The organism is Nocardioides nematodiphilus (assembly GCF_020216525.1).
Taxonomy (GTDB): Bacteria; Actinomycetota; Actinomycetes; order Propionibacteriales; family Nocardioidaceae; genus Nocardioides; species Nocardioides nematodiphilus.
On sequence record NZ_JAIWOY010000010.1, the window covers coordinates 19,745 to 39,036 of the forward strand.

Below are 19,292 nucleotides of genomic sequence, written 5' to 3' on the forward strand. Positions count from 1 at the left end.
CTGACCCATGTCTCTCGCCCAGCAGGCCCGCAGCGCGTACACCAACAGCAGTCTGCGCACCGCCTCCCCCGAGCAGCTTCTCCTTCAGCTCTGGGACCGGCTCGTGCTCGACGTCGAGCGCGGGCTCCGTGCCCAGATGAAGGCCGAGTGGACCGAGGCCGGCATCCAGCTCGTCCACGCCCAGGCGATCATCACCGAGTTCCAGGCCACCCTCGAGGTCGACGGCTGGAAGGGCGGTCGCGAGCTGATGGCCCTCTACGGCTACCTCCAGACGCGGCTCATCCAGGCCAACACCCGCAAGGACCAGCGCGCCACCAAGGAGGTGCTCGCGCACGTCCGCGCGTTGCGCGACACCTGGCAGAAGGCCGCCGTTCTTGCCGCCAGAGAGCGGGCGACGACGAGTGTCTGATCCGACCGATGCCGCGGTCGTCGAGTGGACCGATGCGCTCGACGCGCTGGAGCGTGACCTCGACCTGGCCGAGGACCTCCTGGGCGATCGCCAGACGGCGCAGGAGGCCGAGATCGTCGAGTGGGCCGTGCCCGAGCTGACGACGCCCCTTCCGGCCGGCCTCGCCGACCGGGCCGCTGAGCTGGCCGCCCGGCAGCAGATCCTGATCGAGCAGCTCCCCGACGCGATCGCCGCAGTGCGACGCCAGTCCTCGGTGTCGAAGAAGATGAACTGGTCGGCGCGCTCCGCGGGCCAGGCGTCGGTCTACGTCGACACCACCGTGTGATGCCTCGTCGCCGCTTCCCCGTCTCGCTGACCATGATCGTGCGCGACGAGGCCCGCGTCCTGGCCCGCTGCCTCGAGTCCGTCAAGGGACTCGTGGACGAGATCGTCGTCGTCGACACCGGCTCCAGCGACGACACCGTCGCGATCGCCGAGTCCTACGGCGCCACCGTCCACCACTTCACCTGGATCGACGACTTCTCCGCCGCCCGCAACCACGCCCTCGCCCACGCCACCCACCCCTGGCGACTGGTCCTCGACGCCGACGAGTGGATCGTCGACCGCGACGCCGCCACGACGCTCTTCGACAGGATCGGCTCCCTGACGCCCGACTTCGCCGGCGGGATCGACATGCTCCAGCTCGACGAGAGCGGCGCCCTGATCGACGGCGTCGTGCCGCAGTCCCTCATCCGCCTGCTGCCCCGTCAGCTGAGCTACGTCGGCAGGATCCACGAGCAGCCCTTCCCCGAGATCCGTGCCGTGCGACTGCACCTGACGGTCGGTCATTCCGGCTACACGCCTTCCGCGATGGCCCGCAAGGAGGGCCGCAACGTGGAGATCCTCGTCAGCGAGCTCGAGGCCGACCCCGAGAACGCGTACCTCTGGTACCAGCTCGGCAACGAGTACGTGAGCCGCGACCGTGAGAGCGACGCGCTCCCCTACCTGGTGCAGGCCTACAACCTCCTCCACCCCGCGCAGCCGGGCGCCCAGGCCCCTCGGCAGGTCGACTGGTGGCACCGCGTCACCATGCGCCTGCTGATGGCCCTGACCGCCACCGGACGCCACGACGACGCCGTTGCCCTGGGCGAGATCGAGGCGCTGGCCTGGCCAGACTCTCCCGACCTGCACTACGTGCTCGGGTGCGCGGTGCGCGCGCAGGCCGTGAGTCTGCGCGAGACCGACCGCGCCCGCGCCGACGACCTGATGGTCTCCGCGCTGGGGCTCTGGGTGCATGCCACCACGCTCGAGGACCAGCAGCGCTACGCCGGCATCCTCGCCGGCCGCGGCACCGTCCTCGCCGCGGAGCGGGCCGCGCAGGACTATGCCGCCATGGGCCGCGACGCGGACGCGGAGCACTACCGCCGGCTCGCGCTCGGCGAGCCCGCGCAGCAGGCCGTCTGATGGGCGGGCGGCGCTTCCCGATCTCGCTCGCGATGATCGTGCGCGACGAGGCCGCGTCACTCGGCCGCTGCCTCGAGTCGGTGCAGGGTCTGGTCGACGAGATCGTCGTCGTCGACACCGGCTCGAGCGACGACACCGTCGCGATCGCCGAGTCGTACGGCGCCACGGTCCACCACTTCACCTGGGTCGACGACTTCGCGGCCGCACGCAACGTCTCCTTGGCCGCAGCGAGCCACCCGTGGCGGCTCGTCCTCGATGCGGACAACTGGGTCCTCGACCGCGAGCACGCCCGCGCCGTCCTCGACCGGATCGGACAGCAGGTCCCCGACTTCACCGGGTTCCTCGACGTCTTCCAGGTACGCGCCGAGGGCACCATCGACGACGGCGACGTCCCCGACGAGGAGGCCCGGCTGTTGCCGAGCCAGGTGCGCTACACCGGCCGCATCCACGAGCAGGTGACCCCCAAGCTCAGCGGCATCCGGCTCGGGATCCGGCTCGGGCACGACGGGTACACCGACGCGGCGATGGACCGCAAGGACGGCCGCAACGCCGACCTGCTCATCGCGAGCCTCGAGGACGAGCCCGACAACGCCTACCTCTGGTACCAGCTGGGCTCGGAGCACGTGGGCCGCCTCCAGCACGAGGCGGCGATCGCTCCGCTGATCCAGGCGTTCAACCTCCTCCACCCGGGCGACGGCACGCCCGTCGCCCACGCCCGCGCGCCGTGGGCGCACAAGCTGGTCTGCCGCCTGATGCTGGCGCTGACCGAGGTCGGCCGGCATGCGGAGTCGGTCGCGGTGGGCGAGATGCAGGCCACCAGCTGGGCGGCATCCTCCGGCTTCCACTACATCCTCGGCTGCTCCGTCCGGGCCCAGGCACTGAGTCTGCGTGACACCGACCGGGGGGCCGCCGAGGAGCTGATGATCACCTCGATGGGCCTGTGGATCCATGCCACCACCCTCGAGGACCGCCAGGAGCACGGCGGGGTCCTGAAGACCCGCCCGACCGTCCTCGCCGCGCAGAGGGTCGCCCAGGACTACGCCACCATGGGCGACCTCGACAGCGCCGAGCGCTACCGCCGGCTCGCCGAGGGCGAGCAGATCCGAAAGGCCGGTGTCTGATGGCCCGTCGCCGCTTCCCCATCTCGCTGACCATGATCGTGCGCGACGAGGCCCGCGTCCTGGCCCGCTGCCTCGAGTCCGTCAAGGGACTCGTGGACGAGATCGTCGTCGTCGACACCGGCTCCAGCGACGACACCGTCGCGATCGCCGAGTCCTACGGCGCCACCGTCCACCACTTCACCTGGATCGACGACTTCTCCGCCGCCCGCAACCACGCCCTCGCCCACGCCACCCACCCCTGGCGACTGGTCCTCGACGCCGACGAGTGGATCGTCGACCGCGACGCCGCCAAGACGCTCTTCGACGAGCTCGGCCAGAGCGTGCCGACGTTCCTCGGCACCGTCGACCTGCTCGAGTCCCGCGAGGACGGCACGCTCAACGAGGCCGCGGCGACCAGCCGGCTCGCGCGCCTGCTCCCCCGCGAGGCCAGCTGGCGCGGCCGGGTGCACGAGCAGCCCCACCCGGAGCTCAACGCGCTGCGCCTGGGCCTGCGGATCGGGCACGACGGCTACCTGGCGGCGAACAAGGAGCGCAAGGAGGGCCGCAACACCGCCCTGCTTGTCGCGAGCATCGAGGAGGACCCGCAGAACCCGTACCTGTGGTTCCAGCTGGGCAACGAGTTCTACGCCCGCGACCGGCCCGACGACGCCCTCCCCCACCTGGTGCAGGCCTACAACCTCCTCCATCCGAGCGAGGGTCCCGCGCCCGAGCAGCGGCCCTGGGCGCACGGGCTGACGCTGCGGCTGGTCCTCACGCTGACGCGCCTCGGTCGGCACGAGGAGGCCTCCGGGCTGTGCGACATCGAGGCCGACGCCTGGCCGGACTCCCCCGACTTCCACTACGTCCGCGGCTGCGCGGTGCGGGCCCTCGCGCACAGTCTCGGGGCGAGCGACGTCCAGCGCGCCGAGCGGCTCGCGGTCCAGTCCCTCGAGCACTGGGTGAAGGCCACCGGCCTGCAGGACAGGCAGGAGTACGCCGGCGTGCTGACCCAGCGCGCCACCGTGCTCGCGGCGCGCAAGGCCGCCGCGGACTTCGAGCTGCTCGGCGACGCCGAGCAGGCCGCCCGCTTCCGGGCGCTGGCCGCCGCCTGACGACGGCGACGAGGTGGCTCAGAGCTCGCCGCGCAGCACCTTGAGATTGTACTCGGCGAGGTGCGAGCCCCGGCCCACGACCGCGCCCGAGAGCTCGAGCGTGTCGCCCAGCTCGAGGCAGCGCGACCAGGCGTCGTCGATCAGCGGGAGCAGCTGGGCGCCCTGCGCAGGATGCGACGTGGCGTGCTCGAGGAGCACGTCGCCCAGCACGAAGAAGAAGTCCGCCGAGTGCTGCCAGCGGGGCAGCTCCTCCTCCGCGATCACCAGCGCGTCGGCCGTGCGGCCGGCCTTGGCGAGCGTGAACAGGTAGCGGACCACCAGGTCGTGGCGCCAGGCGGCGTCGAGCGCGGTGGCGGCGTAGGCGGCGGCGTACTGCGGTGCGGCGGCCTCGTACCGGTGGCTCACCTCGTGGTCCTTGCCGAGCTGGTAGCGGAGGTACGCGTCGCCCGGCTCGGCCTCGAGGGCCGCCTCGAGCAGGATCCGGTTGCGGCCGTCCTTGCGGTCGAGCTGCTCGCGCAGGTAGCCGTCATGCTCGAGCCTGATCCCGGTGCGCCGGGCCGGGTGGATCATCGTGGGCTGCTCGTGGATCGCGCCGGTGTACGCCACGTCGCGCGGCAGCAGCCGCGGCAGCCACGTGATCGAGCGCTGCCCGCTGCTCTGGACGTTGTCCTGGGCCACGACGCCGATGAAGTCGGGCGTCCGCGATCGCAGCGCCGCGATCTCCTCGACACCCTCGGCGAGCCACTCGTCGGCGTCCACGACGAGCCGCCAGTCGCCGGTCGCCAGCTCGAGCGCCCGGTTGCGGGCCAGCGCGAAGTCGTCCACCCACGCGAAGTGCTCGACCCGGGCGCCGGCCGCGACGGCGCGGGCGACGGTGTCGTCGACCGAGCCGGTGTCGAGGACCAGCACCTCGTCGACGTGACCGATCAGGGAGGAGACACATCGTGCGATCGAGCGCGCCTCGTCGCGCGCGAGCACGACGGCGGAGAGGGTGGCCACGGTGGCCCATCGGCCCGTACGCGGCCGTGCTGAGGAGTGGCCACGACTCCGGCCGGGCCCGACTGGTCCAGACCGCATAGTCCGTTCGGGCCACGGGTTTGCGGGGTTTGCCTCCTGCGGCGCAGGTGCCCGGCCGATGGAGCCGGATAGGAAGTGTCTGCCCACGGATGGGAACCCTCGTGAAGTCGAACCTGCAGCTCGCCGCGTCCGCAGCGGCCGCGCTCGCCGCCGTCGTGGCGCTGAGCCACCTCGCATCGATCCCGGGCCTGGGCAGCACGCCGGACCCATCGGGGTCGTCGGCCCCGCTGCGCTCCTCGGTCACCGGCTCCTCGGCCGCGAGCGGCATCGACCCGAGCGTGCCGCCGGCCGGCGCCGGTCACGTGCCGACCTTCCGGCCGCATGCCGTCGCCCCGGGCACGCGGAGCAGCGTCTCGCAGCCGGTCGACGACCTGGTCCCCGCGCCGCAGGTGCTGGCCACCGAGCCGCCGGCCTTCGATCCGGACCACGCCATCGCGATGAACGACCCGGCCAACAACACGCTGCCGAAGGCGGGCGCCCTGGCCACGGGCAAGAACCCGGGCCTCACCACCAGCGGCACGGACCTGAGCGCCACCGGGCCCGCCGGCGTCGCCCTGTCCGACACCTTCACCCTCGCGAGCCGGCCGAGCTCGACGCACACGATCTTCCTCGACCCGCGCGGCGCCACCTACACCGACCGGGCGTGGAACAACTACCCGGCCTCGTCGCTGCGCGCGAGCACGCTCACGTTCCAGGCGTTCACGTACGGAGACACCGACCCGGCCTTCGACGCCGACGACCTGGCGCAGCTCCAGACGATCTACCTCGAGGTGGCGGCCGACTACGCGGCCTTCGACGTCAACGTCACGCTGGCGCCGACGACCGACGCCCAGATCAGCCGCTCGAGCGACACCGACGACGTGTACGGCACGCAGGCGCTGCTCACCTCCAGCACGTCGACGGGCAAGGGCGGCATCGCCTGGCTCGGCGCGACCACGCACGCCACCACCGACAACCCGATGTACTGGCAGCCGGCACTCATCTTCGGCGGCTCGGGCGGCGGCTCCGGCCACATGACGGCGCAGGCCGCCTCGCACGAGGTCGGGCACACCCTCGGTCTCACCCATGAGGGTGCGAGCAGTGAGTACTACCCCGGCACGACCACCTGGGGGCCGATCATGGGCACCTCCTACAGCGCCGCGATGGGCCAGTGGTCTAAGGGCGAGTTCGCCAGCGCCCGCCTCAACGGCATGGTCGACGGCAAGAAGGTCCATCAGGACGAGATCGGCATCATCGCCTCGACCCTCGGCTACGCGGACAGCGACAACGCCGCCGATGCCTCGGCGACCAGCCTCAGCGAGGGCTCCTCCGAGGACGGAAGCATCCTCAGCGACGCCGACTCGGACACCTACACCTACACCGGTCAGGGCGGCGTGCTCATCCGCGCCACGCCCACCGCGAGCCCCACCAATCTCGACCTCGCGCTCGACGTCGTGGACACCACCGACAACGTGGCGGTCGCCGACGGGATGAACCCGAGCCTGACCATCTCCACGGCGGGCTACAGCCATCCGACCGGCGGTCTGGACACGTCCTTCTACCTGCCCGAGACCACGACGGCTCACACCTACCGCATCGTCGTCTCCGGTGGCGGCAACGGCGGTGCCCCGAACACCAACGGCATCTCCTACTCCTCCTACGGCGCCCAGGGCGACTACACGATCGAGGCGACGGCCACCGACGCACCCGGCGGCGCCGACAGCGACGACGGCTCGTTCGTCCTCGGCGACATCAACGCCCTGACCCGCACGCCCGGCATCCCGATGACGCTCCAGGTCGACTACGCCCAGGGCGACGTCCCGGCGGCCGGCACGCTGTGGGCCTGGACGAGCAACAACACGTCCTGCAGGTTCAGCGACCCGACGGTCGCCACCCCCACCCTGACCTGCCCGGCCACCGCCAAGGGATCGGTGACCGTCACCGCGCTGGTCAAGCCCTCCGGCGCGCCCGCCCAGTCGAAGAAGGCCACCTTCCAGCTGCGCACCACCGCCCAGCCCGCACCGCACCTCACGCTCGCGGTGGCGGGCCAGACCGACGCCGCGGTGGACCTCTGCACCGGCAACGCCGCCACCATCCTCGGCACGGTCACCGACCAGTACGGCCGCCCGGTCTACGGCGCGAACGCCCGCATCTTCACCGGTCTCAAGGCGACGGTGGTGCGCAGCGACATCCGCGGTCACGTCAACGCCCGTACGGCCGCCGTCCCGGCAGCCAGCTATGCGATCGACACCCTCGCCACCGGGGTCTACGCGGCCCAGGACACCAAGGTCGAGCAGAGTGTGACCGCGACACCGGCGCCGTGCTTCACCGCCGACGACACCACCCTCACCCTCGGCGACGACGTCGTCGCGATCCCCGGGGTGGCGACCCCGATCACGGCGACCGTCGCCACCGACGACGCGCCGGTCACCGGCGTCCCCGTGACGTTCAGCGTCGTCTACACCGACGCCGTGACGCACCAGGAGGTCACCCGCACCCTCGGGACCGGCACCACCGACGCCGCGGGGGTGGCGTCGTACAGCCTGAAGGCCGTCCCGACGCTCCCGGGAGGCGTGCTCAAGGCGACGATCGCGAAGTCGGCGATCGTGCCTGCCGCCATCGTCGACTCCTCGGGGCACCTGTCCGTGCTGAGCGACCCGTCGCTCGCCTTCGACGACGAGTCGTTCAACATCAACGGCGTCACCGCGTTCACCACCGACGGCTTCCACGAGGACGAGCTCATCACCAACCTCGCCACGAGCATCGCCGGTCGCCTGGTCGCCGACTACGACGGCACCCCCACCATGCCCGTGGGCATCCCGGTCACCGCGGCCATCACCTACACCGACTGGGCGGGCAAGACCGTGGTGAAGCGCATCGGTGCGACGACGGACGCCCGCGGCTGGTTCCGGATCGCGGTGAAGAACCCGGTGCCCGTCGGCGCGACCGGCACGGTCACGGTCGAGACCGCGCGGACGACCTACTACCCCGCCGTGGCCGCGATCCCGTTCGAGGACTCGACCGGGACGCAGGCCGCCATCCAGGTGAAGCCGGCAGCGCTCACGATCGTCGCGGATCCGGGCTCCGTGCCGGCCGGCGTCGCGTACATCACCTTCCGGGTGACGACGGCGAACCCCTGGCCCGACGCGTCGACACGGACCGGTGTCGTGGCACCGGCCGCGGTGCGGTTCACCGTCGCGCACGGCGGCACGGTCTACCCGGCCTTCACCACCAAGAACGGGCTCTTCGTGGCCGGTCTGAACGGACTGACCGCCGGTACCTGGACGATCACGCCGGGGGCGAGCACCGCGTACACCGGGGTGCCGACCTCCCTGACAGTGTCGTGATCAGCTAGCAGCGACGTACGAGACCTCCCGCGCAGGGCGCGGGAGGTCTTGTACGTTCGGTCAGCGGCGGACGGCGGCGGTGAGCTTGGCCGACAGCTGGACAAGAGGCAGGATCTCGGTGGCGAGTCCCGCCTGGGCGACCGCGCCGGGCATCCCCCAGACCACGGAGCTGGCCTCGTCCTGTGCGTAGATCGGGGCACCGGCCTCCTGGAGGAGGCGGACCCCCTCGACCCCGTCGTGGCCCATGCCGGTGAGGATCGCAGCGACGCACCGGCCGCCGTACACGGCGGCGGCGGAGCGGAAGAGGACGTCGACGGCCGGTCGGCAGAAGTTCTCCTGCGGGCCCTGGTCGAGCGACACCTGCACGGTGCCGGCGCGGGTCTCGACCCGCATGTGCCAGTCGCCCGGGGCGATCAGGACCTCGCCGGGCTTCGGCACGTCACCGACCGCCGCCTCCCGTACGGACAGGGGCGAGAGCTTGTCGAGTCGCTGGGCAAGCATCGCGGTGAAGACCGGAGGCATGTGCTGGACGACCAGGACCGGGACCGGCAGGTCGCCGGGGAGCGCGGCCAGCACCTTCGCCAGCGCGTCGGGCCCGCCGGTGGAGCAGCCGATGAGGAGTGCCTCCGAGGGCCCGCCCGGACGACGGCGCGCGACGACGGGCGGAGCGACCGCCGCCGGGCGCTCGGCGCGCGGCGCGCGCTGGATCGGGGCGAGTCGTCGCATCCCGGCGAGCGCGCGGATCCGCGGGATCAGCTGCTCGCGGACCGACTCGAGGCCCTCTCGGACCGAGCCGGTGTTGGTCGGCTTGGTGACGTAGTCCGACGCGCCGCGCGACAGCGCCTCGAGGGTCGCGGACGCGCCGCGCTCGGTCAGCGTCGAGAACATGATGACCGGCATCCGCGGATGCCGGCTGCGGATCTCGGCGAGCGCGCCCAGACCGTCGAGTCGCGGCATCTCCACGTCGAGGGTGATCACGTCCGGGACGAGCTCATCGCACTTCTCGATCGCGTCGATCCCGTCGCGCGCGACGCCGACGACCTCGATGTCCTGGGCCTCGGCCAGCGCCGTGGTGATCAGTCGCCGCACCAGCGCCGAATCGTCCACCACCAGCACTCGAATCACAGCAGCACCATCGGCGCGTACGGGATCCTCCTGAGTGCTCGGCTAGACCGCCGCCGACATCTGCTGGTCCCCGAGCGGGCGGGCGTACACGAAGACGTTCGTGAGGTACTCGCTGCCCGTCCAGTCGCCGCAGGTGATCAGCACCAGCCGGTTCGGGTGACGCTTCTGCCCGAAGAGCTCCGGCGCCTGGTCCGAGACGTCCTTCTTGGAGAGCGTGAAGACCTTCGTCGCCACGTACTCCTCGGTGTGCCGGTTGCGGATGATCTCGATCCGCGCACCCTTCTTGATCGTGCCGAGGTGGTCGAACTGGCCACCGCCGGTGTGCACGGTGTGGCCGGCGATGATCGTCTGGCCGTCCGTCGCGCCCGGCTTGGCCGAGTCGTCCCACCAGCCGACCTCGCGCGGGTTGGCCGGCGGCGTCAGCACCCGCGCCGGCGTCATCGCGATCGAGACGATCGGGGCGTCGATGTGCAGCGAGCTGACCACCAGGTGGTAGCCGGTCGGCTTCGTCTGCGCGGGCGAGGCGAGCGGCGGCGGGGCGTCGTCGTGCGGCGTGACGATGTAGTAGAGGAGCGCCGCGGCCAGCAGGGCCAGCACGGTGGCGACGCCGACGGCGCCCCAGCTCCGCCGAGACGAGGTCTCGCGCGGAGCCGGGGCAGGTGCGTCGGTCACGAGCGGAAGCGGCGGAACAGGTACGTCGCACCCGCGGCGTAGGTGGCGACCAGTCCGCCCAGGCCGATCATGAGCGGCATGTTGTGGCTGCCCGAGTCACCGGAGACGCCCGCGTCGACCGCGGTGGGCACGCCACCCTGCGGGGCCGCCGGGTGGTGGTGCTGCTGCGGGACGGGCTTGCCGTTGCCCTGCGGCGTGGTGGCGACCTGGCGACCGGCGTTCGGGCCACAGGTGACCTCACCGATCTGACCGCTGACCAGCGAGCTGCCGGTGAAGGAGGACGCGGCCGGCAGGACCTGCAGGTCGAGGGCGGTGACGTCGATCTTGCGGCCGCCATCGGAGACGACCTGCTTGTTGAGCGTCACGTCCAGGACGTTCTTCTGCAGCGGCTGCAGCGCCGGCTGCAACTGCTTGACCAGCTGGGTGATCAGCGAGTCCTGCAGGGTCTGCAGCCCGGTGCCGAGACCGGTGGCGAGCGCCGCGAGCGGGGTGCCCGTGCTCGGTCCGGCGAGCGTGTTGTTCAGCTGCACCTTGATCGCGTCGATCAGGGTCTGGGTCACGGTGTCGAGGTTGACCAGCAGATGGGTGTTGGCCGGCGGGTTGGCCGGCAGGTCGACGAGGGTGACCTTCTGGCCGCCGATCGTGGCCGTGATCGGGGTGTTGGCGCTGCCGCCCTGGGTGTCCACCAGGTGGGTGTCACCGGTCGCCTTGGTCGGCGTGGCGGCGCAGGTCGCCTCGATGGCGCTGAGGGTGCCACCGAGCTGCACGCTGCCGAGCGGCGAGCTCGACAGGGCGGACGTCAGCGGCGTGAGCAGGGCCTGCTGCAGCTGCTGGATGAGCGGGTCGAGGACCGTGCCCGTCAGCGGCTTGAGCGCGGCGCCGAGTGCACTCGCCGGGTCGAGGGTGGCCGTGCCGAGGTTGAGGCTCCCCAGGGAGAGGGTCAGGGGAGCCCCGTTGATGTTGCACGCGGTGTTACCGGTGTGGACGATGCCGCCGCCGGTGCCGGCGATGCCGGCGCAGGCGTACGAGGTGCCGTTGGCGTTCGCGCCCGCGTCCTGCGGGGCGACACCGGCGCCGAGCGCGTTGTTGCCCGGGAGCACACCCGCGATGGTGGGGATCGTGCTCGCGTCGTTCTTGGTCTGCGACGTGCCGTCGTTGGTGGCGGTGACGATCTGCGAGATGCCGGTGTTGCCGGCGATCGACAGCTGGAGCGACTGGGCGGTCGCCTGCGAGACGGGGTCTGCCGCGAATGCGGGGCTGGCTGCGAGGGCCGCCAGGGAGACGGCGCCGATGACGGCGCCGGCGCGAAGGCCGAGAGAGGTGTGCATGACTGGCGCAACGACTCACCGGCCATTTAGTTAGGCCTCGACCGGGTAACAGTTCCGCCTCAGACGTCGAGGGCCGCTGCCGATCCTGTTACCCGTGAGCATGGCACCCGCGAGCTTCGAGCTGATCGCGTCCCTGGTGCTCAGGGAGACGTCGATCATCTACGAGCCACGCAAGGAGTATCTGGTGGAGGCGCGCCTCCATCCGCTCTCCGTGCAGGCGGGGTGCTCCTCGATCGACGAGTACGTCCAGCTGGTGATGCGCAATCCGGTCGAGCGGCAGAAGTCGATCGACGCGCTCACCATCAACGAGACCAGCTGGTTCCGCGACAACGCGCCGTACCAGGCCTTCACCGAGACCATGCTGCCCGCGCTGCTCGCCGCGCGCGCCGACCGCCGACGCCTGTCGATCTGGTCCGCGGCCTGCTCGAGCGGCCAGGAGGCGTACTCGATCGCGATGCTCCTCGACCAGCACCTGCCGCCCGGGTGGACGGTGGACATCCTCGCCACCGACGTCTCCACGGCGATGCTCAGCCGCGTCCAGAACGCCCGCTACAGCCAGGTCGAGATGAACCGCGGCATGCCCGCGACCAGCCTGGTCAAGTACTTCAATCGCGCCGGCACCGAGTGGGAGGTCGTGCCCAGCCTGCGCTCGCTGGTCCGGACGCGTCATCTCAACCTCGCCGAGCCGTTCCCGATGATCGGGACCTTCGACCTGGTTCTGCTCCGGAACGTGCTGATCTACTTCGACCAGCCCACCCGGCATGGAATCCTGCGACGGATCCATCCCCATGTGGCCTCGGACGGCTACCTGCTGCTGGGCTCCTCGGAGACCACGCTCGACCTGCCGGCCGATCTCAACGCCATGTGGGACCGGGAGCAGATCGGCCGCGTCCAGGCGCACCGCCCGGCCACCCAGGCCGCCAGCACCATCGCCGTACCGCGGCCCCATCCACACATCGCCTCGGGGTCCCTGACAGGAGCACGACCATGACCCAGCGAGCCATGATCATCGACGACTCTCGAGCGATGCGCAGCATCCTGCGTCGCATCATCACCGGCCTCGACTTCGAGACCGCCGAGGCCGGCCACGGCCAGGAGGCGCTCGATCTGATGGAGGCCGGCTTCGCGCCGGATCTGTGCCTCATCGACTGGAACATGCCCGTGATGGACGGCTACACGTTCATCACCGAGGTCCGCAAGCGCCCCGAGTGGCGCAACGTGACGCTGATGATGGTCACCACCGAGTCCGAGCAGGGCCAGATCGTCAAGGCCCTCGCCGCCGGTGCCCACGAGTACGTCATCAAGCCGTTCACGCCTGACGCCATCGTCGAGAAGCTCGAGCTGCTCGGCCTCTCCGGAAAGGGAATCCCCGCATGACCATCGCACCTGAGATGACCGACGTCCACGCGATCGTCGAGCAGGTCTGGAGCAGCTTCCTCGGTGACGAGGAGCCGCTGCTGCCCGCCTACGACGCCGACGGCCCGTTCGGCGCCGACGACGCCTGGTCCTCGGCGGTCAGCATCCACGGCGGCTGGACCGGCACGGTCACCATCGAGCTGTCGAAGAACCTGGCGTTCAGCCTCACCCGCCTGATGATGGCGATGGACGAGAGCGAGGCCCTCGACGACGCCGAGGTCGCCGACGCCGTCGGCGAGCTGGTCAACATGGTGGGCGGCAACATCAAGAGCCTCATGCCCGGCCCGTCCGCGCTCACCCTGCCGGTGGTCGCCGCCGGTCGCGCCGCGCACTCCAGTGACCTGCGCGAGGTCTCGCGCTTCGACGCCCGCTGGGCCGGCGAGCCGGTCCGCGTCAGCGTCCACAGCCCGTCCTGAGACACTCCCCCGAGAGCCACCGATCGGGCAACCGTCTCACCCATAGCAACAAGAAGGTCGATCTACCCATGTCGAAGATCCTCGTCGCTGACGACAGCAGAGTCATGCGCCAGATCGTGGTGCGCACCCTCCGCCAGGCCGGCTACGGCGGCCACGACATCGTCGAGGCCGAGAACGGCCGCGACTGCCTCGAGAAGGCGCTTGCGGAGAAGCCGGACCTGATCCTGTCGGACTGGAACATGCCGGAGATGAACGGCATCGACTGCCTCGCCGCCCTGCGCGGCAGCGGCAGCACGATCCCGTTCGGCTTCGTCACCTCGGAGGGCTCCGAGGACATGCGCGCTCGCGCGAAGTCCACCGGCGCGCTGTTCCTCATCGCGAAGCCGTTCACCGCCGAGACGTTCCAAGAGCACCTCGCGGGTCTCATCTGATGCCCACCCATCTCCCGGTTCCGAAGCAGATCCGCGACCTGTTCGCGGATCTGCTCGACCGTGACATCACCCTCACGCCGGCGGCACCCCAGGCGCCCGGGCCGAGCACTCCGACGACGGTCGCGGTCTTCGTCGACGACCAGCTGCGCATCAGTGCGGTGATGGTCCTCGACATCGAGCTCTCGGCCTACGCCGGCGCCGCCATCGGGCTGGTCCCGGTGGCCGGTGCCGACGAGTGCATCGAGGAGGGCGAGCTCACCGACGTCCTCAAGGCGAACCTCTTCGAGGTGTTGAACATCGCCTCCGCGATGTTCAACGTGCCCAACCACGACCACCTGCGGCTGCACGAGGTGCACCCGGCCGGCAAGACGCTCTCGCCGCAGGCGCGCGCGATGGCGCTCACGCTCGGCCGGCGCGAGGACTTCCACGTCGACATCGCCGGCTACGGCGCCGGGCACGTCTCCGTCGTCCTCATGAACTAGGGCCAGCACCGCTCCCGGATCCACCGAAAGGTCGGCAGGCAGTAGTCCGTACGGACGACTGCCTGCCACTTTTCGCATTTAGGTGGCGGCCGCCTCTCAGGTGCCTGGCCGGATGGCCGAAGGACTAGGCGAGCAAGGACAGCTCAGCCCCCGCCGACGGATCGGCACATTCTCCAAGCACTCCCCGACTGGAGGCTCCCGTGTCCTTCGCCGTCTCCGACGCCGTGTCCGAGGTGCTGCACGCAGCTCTCAACGGCCTCTCGACGCGCCAGAACGTCACGTCCAACAACCTCGCGAACATCGACACCCCGAACTTCCGGGCGACCAGTGTCGACTTCGAGACCTCGCTGCGCGAGGCGATCGGCGGCGGTGCCGTCGAGGACAACGTGCTGCCGACGCTGAACGTCCAGGAGACCCCCACCGACACGCCGGTCGGGGCCAACGGGAACAACGTGGACCTCCGCAAGGAGCAGGTCGCGATGATCCAGACCCAGTACCAGTACCAGGTGCTCGGCCAGGCGATCGCCGCCCACTACCAGCTGACCCAGCAAGCGACGGTGATGTGACGATGAGCGCTTTCAACATGCTTCGGATCGCCAGCGAAGGCCTCGGCGCCCACCAGGTCTGGCTCGACGCGATCGGCAACAACATCTCGAACGTGAACACGTACAAGCCCACCAGCGAGAACGCGTTCCAGGTCCAGTACCCGATCTTCCAGGCCGACTCCACCGGCGGCGTCCGCGTCACCGGCATCGCCGAGGGCGACCCGAACGGCCGGATGGTCTCGATGCCGGACAACCCGCTCGCCGACGCCAACGGCTACGTCCGCGCACCCGACGAGGACCTGTCGGCGCAGATGGGCGACCTGATCATGGCGCAGCGTGGCTTCCAGGCGTCGGTCTCGGTGACGAAGACCGCCCAGGACGTCTACCAGGCCGCTATCGCGATCGGACAGAAGTGATATGAGCGTCTCCGGGATCGAGGCGATCGGTGGCGCCCTGGCAGCGATGCCGGCCACCCCCACCGCCGACTACCTGAGCGATGCCCAGGCCGCTGCGGCCGGCGGCGCCGGTGCCGCGAACGGTGCCAGCTTCGACGCGCTGCTCAACGCGGCCGGCGGATCGACGCCGACCGACGCGGTGCAGGCCACGGACACCGGATCGCAGGCGATCGCAGCCAGCCAGGCCCAGGGTCTGGCCGCGACCGCGCCGAGTGCCGGCTCCGGCTCCGGCGCTGAGTTCGGGTCGCTGCTCTCCCAGGGCGTCGACCGCCTCGAGGGCCTGCAGAACACCAGCTCCAACCTCTCCGTGCAGGCCGCTACCGGTGACCTCAACGCGATCCACGACTACACGATCGCGGCCGCTGAGGCCTCGACCGCCACCCAGCTGACCGTCTCGCTGAAGAACGCTGCGGTGCAGTCGTTCCAGTCGATCATGAACATGCAGGTCTGAGGCCGAAACCATGCGCGAGAACCTGACCCAGTTGCTGGGCCGCTACCGGCGTGCCTTCAGCGAGTTCAGCAACGGCCAGAAGGCCGTCGCCATCGTCGGCTCCGGCGCCCTGCTGTTGGCCGCCTTCCTCGTCTTCCGGTGGGTGTCGGCGCCCTCGTACGCGCCGCTCTACACGAACCTGTCGGGCTCGGACGCCTCCGCGGTGATCGACGAGCTCAACAAGGAGGGCGTCGCCTACCAGCTCGGTGACGGCGGCGCGACGATCGAGGTGCCACAGAAGGAGGTCTACTCGACCCGCATCGCGCTGGCCGGCCAGGACCTCCCCGCCGGCAACAGCACCGACAGCGGCTACAGCCTGCTGGACAAGCAGAGCCTGTCGACCTCCGACTTCAAGGAGCAGACCGACTTCAAGCGCGCGATGGAGGGCGAGCTCGACAACACCCTCGAGGCGATCGACGGCGTGCAGACCGCGGTCGTCCACCTCGCGATCCCGGAGAAGAAGGTCTTCTCCGACACCCAGGACCCGACCACCGCCTCCGTGCTGCTCTCGCTGAAGCCCGGCACCACGCTCAGCAGCGAGCAGGTCCAGGCGGTCGTCCACCTCGTCGCCGCGAGCATCGACGGCCTCGATCCCAACGACGTCACCGTCACCGACCAGCTCGGCAACGTCCTGACCACGCGCGACGACACCCCGGAGGGGATGGCCTCGACGCAGGCCGAGGCCACCGCCGCGTACAACGCCGGTGTGCAGAAGCAGATCCAGGACGCACTGGACCCGGTCATCGGCGTCGGCAACGCGACCTACAGCGTCAACTCGGTCCTCAACTTCGACCAGCAGACAACCGACTCGCTGACGTACGGCAAGGACAAGAACCCGCCGGCGCTCACCCAGAGCGCGAGCGAGGAGAACTACAAGGGGGCGGGCGCAGGCACCCAGGCCGGCGGCATCGTCGGTCCGGACGGCCAGATGGACCCGACCACCACCGGTGGCGCGAACTCGACCTACAACAAGCGCGACTCGTCCTCGACCAACGCGGTCGACCAGACCCGCCAGAAGACCATCAAGGGCCCGGGCACGCTCGAGAGCCAGCACATCGGCGTCGTGCTCGACACCGCCGCCCTGGGCGCGATCTCGCCGGCGCAGGTCAAGACGCTGATCGCCAACGCCATCGGCATCAACGCCGCCCGCGGGGACACGATCGACGTCACCACGATGCCGTTCAACCACGCTGCCGAGCAGGCCGCCCAGGCCCAGATCAAGGCCGCCCAGGCCGCTGCCGACCACGCCCAGCGGATGAAGCTGATCCGCGACGGTGGCATCGCCGGCGTGATCGCCCTGATCATCCTGCTCGCCTGGATCCGTGGTCGCCGCCGGGCCAAGGCCCGCGAGGACGCCACCTCGTACGTGGTCGAGCAGCTGCGCGCCGACGCCGCCGCCCGAGCCGCCGAGCTGGAGGAGCCGAACCCGGCCATCGCCGCCCTCGAGGCCGCTGCGGCCGCGGAGGACGAGCACGCCAAGTCGCTGCGCTCCGAGCTCAACCAGCTCGTGGACAGCCAGCCGGAAGACGTCGCCTCGCTGCTGCGCGGCTGGCTGGTGGAGCGTTCCTGATGAGCGACCCTAGCCAGCGGACCATCCACCACCGCGTGCATCGAGCCTCATCGGCACCCGGAGCGCAGCGCCTTTCGAGCCGGGGAGTACGTCGATGAGTGTCATGACCATGGGCGGTGGCGCCAACAGCGCGATCGGACAGCTCGGCGTCCGCAAGGCCGCGATCGTGCTGATCCAGCTCGGCAAGGAACGTGCCGCGCAGGTGATGGAGCACCTCAGCGACGGCGAGGTCGAGACCATCTCGGCCGAGATCGCGCGCCTGGACCGGATCTCCTCCTCGGAGACCGACAGCGTGCTGACCGAGTTCCGGGACCTGATGTCGGCGCACGCCCACATCTCGCAGGGCGGCTTCGCCTTCGCCCAGTCGGTGCTGGAGCAGTCGCTGGGCCCGGAGCGGGCCCGCGAGATCATGGAGCGGCTGCACGCCGCCCACGTCCAGATGCCCTTCCAGTTCCTGCACCGGGCCGACCCGGCCCAGCTGCGCGGCTTCATCGCCGACGAGCACCCGCAGGTGATCGCGCTGGTGCTGGCCCACATGACCCCGGACAAGGCCTCGCTGCTGATGTCGGGCCTCCCGTCCTACCAGCAGGCGATCGTCGCCCACCGGATCGCGGTGATGGACCAGACCAACCCCGACATCATCCGTACCGTCGAGTCGATCCTGGAGCGCAAGCTCTCCTCGATGCTGCAGCCGGCCGAGATGTCCCGCGTCGGCGGCATCGAGTCCCTGGTCAACGTCATCAACCGCTCCGACCGCCCGACCGAGCGCTCCATCATCGACGGCCTCGAGGGCCTCGACCCGGACCTCGCCGACGAGGTCAAGAGCCGGATGTTCATGTTCGGCGACATCATCGGCCTCGACGACCGCTCGGTGCAGCAGGTGCTGCGCCAGGTCGACGCCGGCGACCTCGCGCTCGCCCTCAAGGGCGTCAGCGAGGCGGTCAAGACCAAGATCACCTCGAACCTCTCGGCGCGTGCCGCGGAGAACCTCATCGAGGAGGTCGAGCTGCTCGGCGCCGTCCGCCTCGCGCAGGTCGAGGAGGCCCAGCAGGCCGTCATCCGTACCATCCGACAGCTCGAGGAGCAGGGCCAGATCATGGTCCGGCGCGGAAATGACGATGAGTTCGTCGTCTGAGGAGAGCCACGCGCGCGGCGCCCTGTTCGGGGGCGTCCCCGCCCACCCGTACGGCGGTCCCACCCTCGGGGCCAGCCACCAGGGTGCGCTCCTGCGCGGCGGCGAGCACGGCGAGGACGCGTACGACGCGCTGGCCACCCCGGACCTGAAGCAGGGCACCGCGGACCGGCGCGGCGACTCGATGCTGCTCGCCACCGAGCTCGCCGACTCTCTGCTCGGCCAGGTCGCCGAGCAGGCCCGGGCCACCGCCCGGGCGCAGGGCTACTCGGTCGGCTGGGCCGAGGGCCGTCGGGCCGCGGCCGCCGAGGCTGCGCAGGTGGCGCAGGACATCGCCGAGCTCAACGCCGAGACCGAGGCGCATCGCGCCCAGGAGCATGAGGCGGCCGTCGCCGGTCTGGTGAAGGCCGCGAACGAGGTGCGCTCGCTGCTGCAGAGCCTCGCCACCCGCATCGAGGGACAGGCCAGCGGCCTGGCCTGGGAGCTCACCGCGGCGCTGATGGACCGCGAGGTCGCGGTCGCGGAGAGCTCCGACGTGGTCCGCCGCGTCCTCAAGGTCCTGCCCGACGCCGGTCTCGCGACCGTCCGGCTGCACCCCTCCGTCGTCACCGACCACGCCGTCGCGCAGCTGCGCGAGGCGGGGGTCACGCTCGTCGCCGACCCCTCGCTCAGCCGCGTCGACGCCCTCGTCGAGACCGACGGCAGCATCGCCGATCTCCGCATCTCCGAGGCGACCGAGCGGGTCCGCCAGGTCCTCTCGTGA

The 19,292-nt window shown here is 70.7% G+C and carries 21 protein-coding genes; 17 read left to right on the forward strand and 4 right to left on the reverse strand.

The features are described from left to right. The first annotated feature begins 7 nt into the window (after positions 1–7). The 5 genes from fliS to KSO98_RS15250 are packed head-to-tail and all read left to right on the forward strand — an operon-like array spanning position 8 to position 4,064. Entirely contained in the window at positions 8–409 is a 402-nt protein-coding gene (fliS, locus tag KSO98_RS15230) for a flagellar export chaperone FliS (protein WP_225286528.1), read from the forward strand. Further along, the gene (locus KSO98_RS15235) at positions 402–734 is read left to right on the forward strand and encodes a hypothetical protein (RefSeq protein ID WP_225286529.1); all 333 of its coding nucleotides are present in this window, start codon (positions 402–404) and stop codon (positions 732–734) included. The genes fliS and KSO98_RS15235 overlap by 8 nt, the downstream gene beginning before the upstream one ends. Then, complete coding sequence (locus KSO98_RS15240) at positions 734–1,852, forward strand: glycosyltransferase (protein ID WP_225286530.1); 1,119 nt, start codon at positions 734–736, stop codon at positions 1,850–1,852. The genes KSO98_RS15235 and KSO98_RS15240 overlap by 1 nt, the downstream gene beginning before the upstream one ends. Continuing rightward, a complete protein-coding gene (locus tag KSO98_RS15245; protein ID WP_225286532.1) occupies positions 1,852–2,973 on the forward strand; it encodes a glycosyltransferase family 2 protein in 1,122 nt (373 codons plus the stop codon). The genes KSO98_RS15240 and KSO98_RS15245 overlap by 1 nt, the downstream gene beginning before the upstream one ends. Further along, positions 2,973–4,064, forward strand: a complete 1,092-nt coding sequence (locus tag KSO98_RS15250) for a glycosyltransferase family 2 protein (RefSeq protein WP_225286533.1) — start codon at positions 2,973–2,975, stop codon at positions 4,062–4,064. Before KSO98_RS15245 ends, KSO98_RS15250 begins: the two co-directional genes overlap by 1 nt. A gap of 18 nt (positions 4,065–4,082) precedes the next feature. Here the strand turns inward: KSO98_RS15250 and KSO98_RS15255 are convergent, their stop codons facing one another. Further along, positions 4,083–5,063, reverse strand: a complete 981-nt coding sequence (locus tag KSO98_RS15255) for a glycosyltransferase (RefSeq protein ID WP_225286534.1) — start codon at positions 5,061–5,063, stop codon at positions 4,083–4,085. A 167-nt stretch (positions 5,064–5,230) separates the two neighbouring features. On the opposite strand from KSO98_RS15255, the gene KSO98_RS15260 reads away from it, so the two are divergent. Beyond that, positions 5,231–8,467, forward strand: coding sequence for a M12 family metallo-peptidase (locus KSO98_RS15260; RefSeq protein ID WP_225286535.1), 3,237 nt, complete (start codon positions 5,231–5,233; stop codon positions 8,465–8,467). A gap of 60 nt (positions 8,468–8,527) precedes the next feature. Here KSO98_RS15260 and KSO98_RS15265 read toward each other — a convergent pair whose 3' ends face one another. Genes KSO98_RS15265 through KSO98_RS15275 form a run of 3 tightly spaced genes read right to left on the reverse strand, consistent with a single transcriptional unit; the run spans position 8,528 to position 11,592 of the window. Further along, complete coding sequence (locus KSO98_RS15265) at positions 8,528–9,592, reverse strand: protein-glutamate methylesterase/protein-glutamine glutaminase (protein WP_225286536.1); 1,065 nt, start codon at positions 9,590–9,592, stop codon at positions 8,528–8,530. Between the two features lie 42 nt (positions 9,593–9,634). Next, positions 9,635–10,264: a class F sortase gene (locus KSO98_RS15270; protein WP_225286537.1), complete on the reverse strand. Its 630-nt coding sequence runs from the start codon at positions 10,262–10,264 to the stop codon at positions 9,635–9,637. After that, positions 10,261–11,592 carry a hypothetical protein gene (locus KSO98_RS15275; RefSeq protein WP_225286538.1) on the reverse strand — a complete coding sequence of 444 codons (1,332 nt, stop codon included), beginning with the start codon at positions 11,590–11,592 and terminating at the stop codon, positions 10,261–10,263. Before KSO98_RS15275 ends, KSO98_RS15270 begins: the two co-directional genes overlap by 4 nt. Before the next feature lie 100 nt (positions 11,593–11,692). Here KSO98_RS15275 and KSO98_RS15280 point away from each other — a divergent pair, with 100 nt between their 5' ends. From KSO98_RS15280 to KSO98_RS15330, 11 genes are all read left to right on the forward strand, one after another. Further along, complete coding sequence (locus KSO98_RS15280) at positions 11,693–12,583, forward strand: CheR family methyltransferase (RefSeq protein ID WP_225286644.1); 891 nt, start codon at positions 11,693–11,695, stop codon at positions 12,581–12,583. Then, positions 12,580–12,969, forward strand: coding sequence for a response regulator (locus tag KSO98_RS15285; protein ID WP_225286539.1), 390 nt, complete (start codon positions 12,580–12,582; stop codon positions 12,967–12,969). The genes KSO98_RS15280 and KSO98_RS15285 overlap by 4 nt, the downstream gene beginning before the upstream one ends. Continuing rightward, positions 12,966–13,424: a chemotaxis protein CheX gene (locus KSO98_RS15290; protein ID WP_225286540.1), complete on the forward strand. Its 459-nt coding sequence runs from the start codon at positions 12,966–12,968 to the stop codon at positions 13,422–13,424. Before KSO98_RS15285 ends, KSO98_RS15290 begins: the two co-directional genes overlap by 4 nt. A 68-nt stretch (positions 13,425–13,492) precedes the next feature. Continuing rightward, the gene (locus KSO98_RS15295) at positions 13,493–13,855 is read left to right on the forward strand and encodes a response regulator (RefSeq protein ID WP_225286541.1); all 363 of its coding nucleotides are present in this window, start codon (positions 13,493–13,495) and stop codon (positions 13,853–13,855) included. Further along, complete coding sequence (locus KSO98_RS15300; protein ID WP_225286542.1) at positions 13,855–14,337, forward strand: hypothetical protein; 483 nt, start codon at positions 13,855–13,857, stop codon at positions 14,335–14,337. Before KSO98_RS15295 ends, KSO98_RS15300 begins: the two co-directional genes overlap by 1 nt. 200 nt (positions 14,338–14,537) lie before the next feature. Continuing rightward, the gene (gene flgB, locus KSO98_RS15305; RefSeq protein ID WP_225286544.1) at positions 14,538–14,903 is read left to right on the forward strand and encodes a flagellar basal body rod protein FlgB; all 366 of its coding nucleotides are present in this window, start codon (positions 14,538–14,540) and stop codon (positions 14,901–14,903) included. A 2-nt stretch (positions 14,904–14,905) separates the two neighbouring features. Then, entirely contained in the window at positions 14,906–15,298 is a 393-nt protein-coding gene (locus KSO98_RS15310) for a flagellar basal body rod protein FlgC (RefSeq protein WP_225286546.1), read from the forward strand. Position 15,299: 1 nt separating this feature from the next. Then, on the forward strand, positions 15,300–15,788 hold the full coding sequence (fliE, locus tag KSO98_RS15315; protein WP_225286548.1) for a flagellar hook-basal body complex protein FliE: 489 nt from the start codon (positions 15,300–15,302) through the stop codon (positions 15,786–15,788). Positions 15,789–15,798: 10 nt separating this feature from the next. Continuing rightward, a complete protein-coding gene (gene fliF, locus KSO98_RS15320; protein WP_225286549.1) occupies positions 15,799–17,397 on the forward strand; it encodes a flagellar basal-body MS-ring/collar protein FliF in 1,599 nt (532 codons plus the stop codon). Between the two features lie 94 nt (positions 17,398–17,491). Beyond that, a complete protein-coding gene (gene fliG, locus KSO98_RS15325) occupies positions 17,492–18,532 on the forward strand; it encodes a flagellar motor switch protein FliG (RefSeq protein ID WP_225286550.1) in 1,041 nt (346 codons plus the stop codon). Next, positions 18,516–19,292, forward strand: a complete 777-nt coding sequence (locus tag KSO98_RS15330; RefSeq protein WP_225286551.1) for a FliH/SctL family protein — start codon at positions 18,516–18,518, stop codon at positions 19,290–19,292. Before fliG ends, KSO98_RS15330 begins: the two co-directional genes overlap by 17 nt.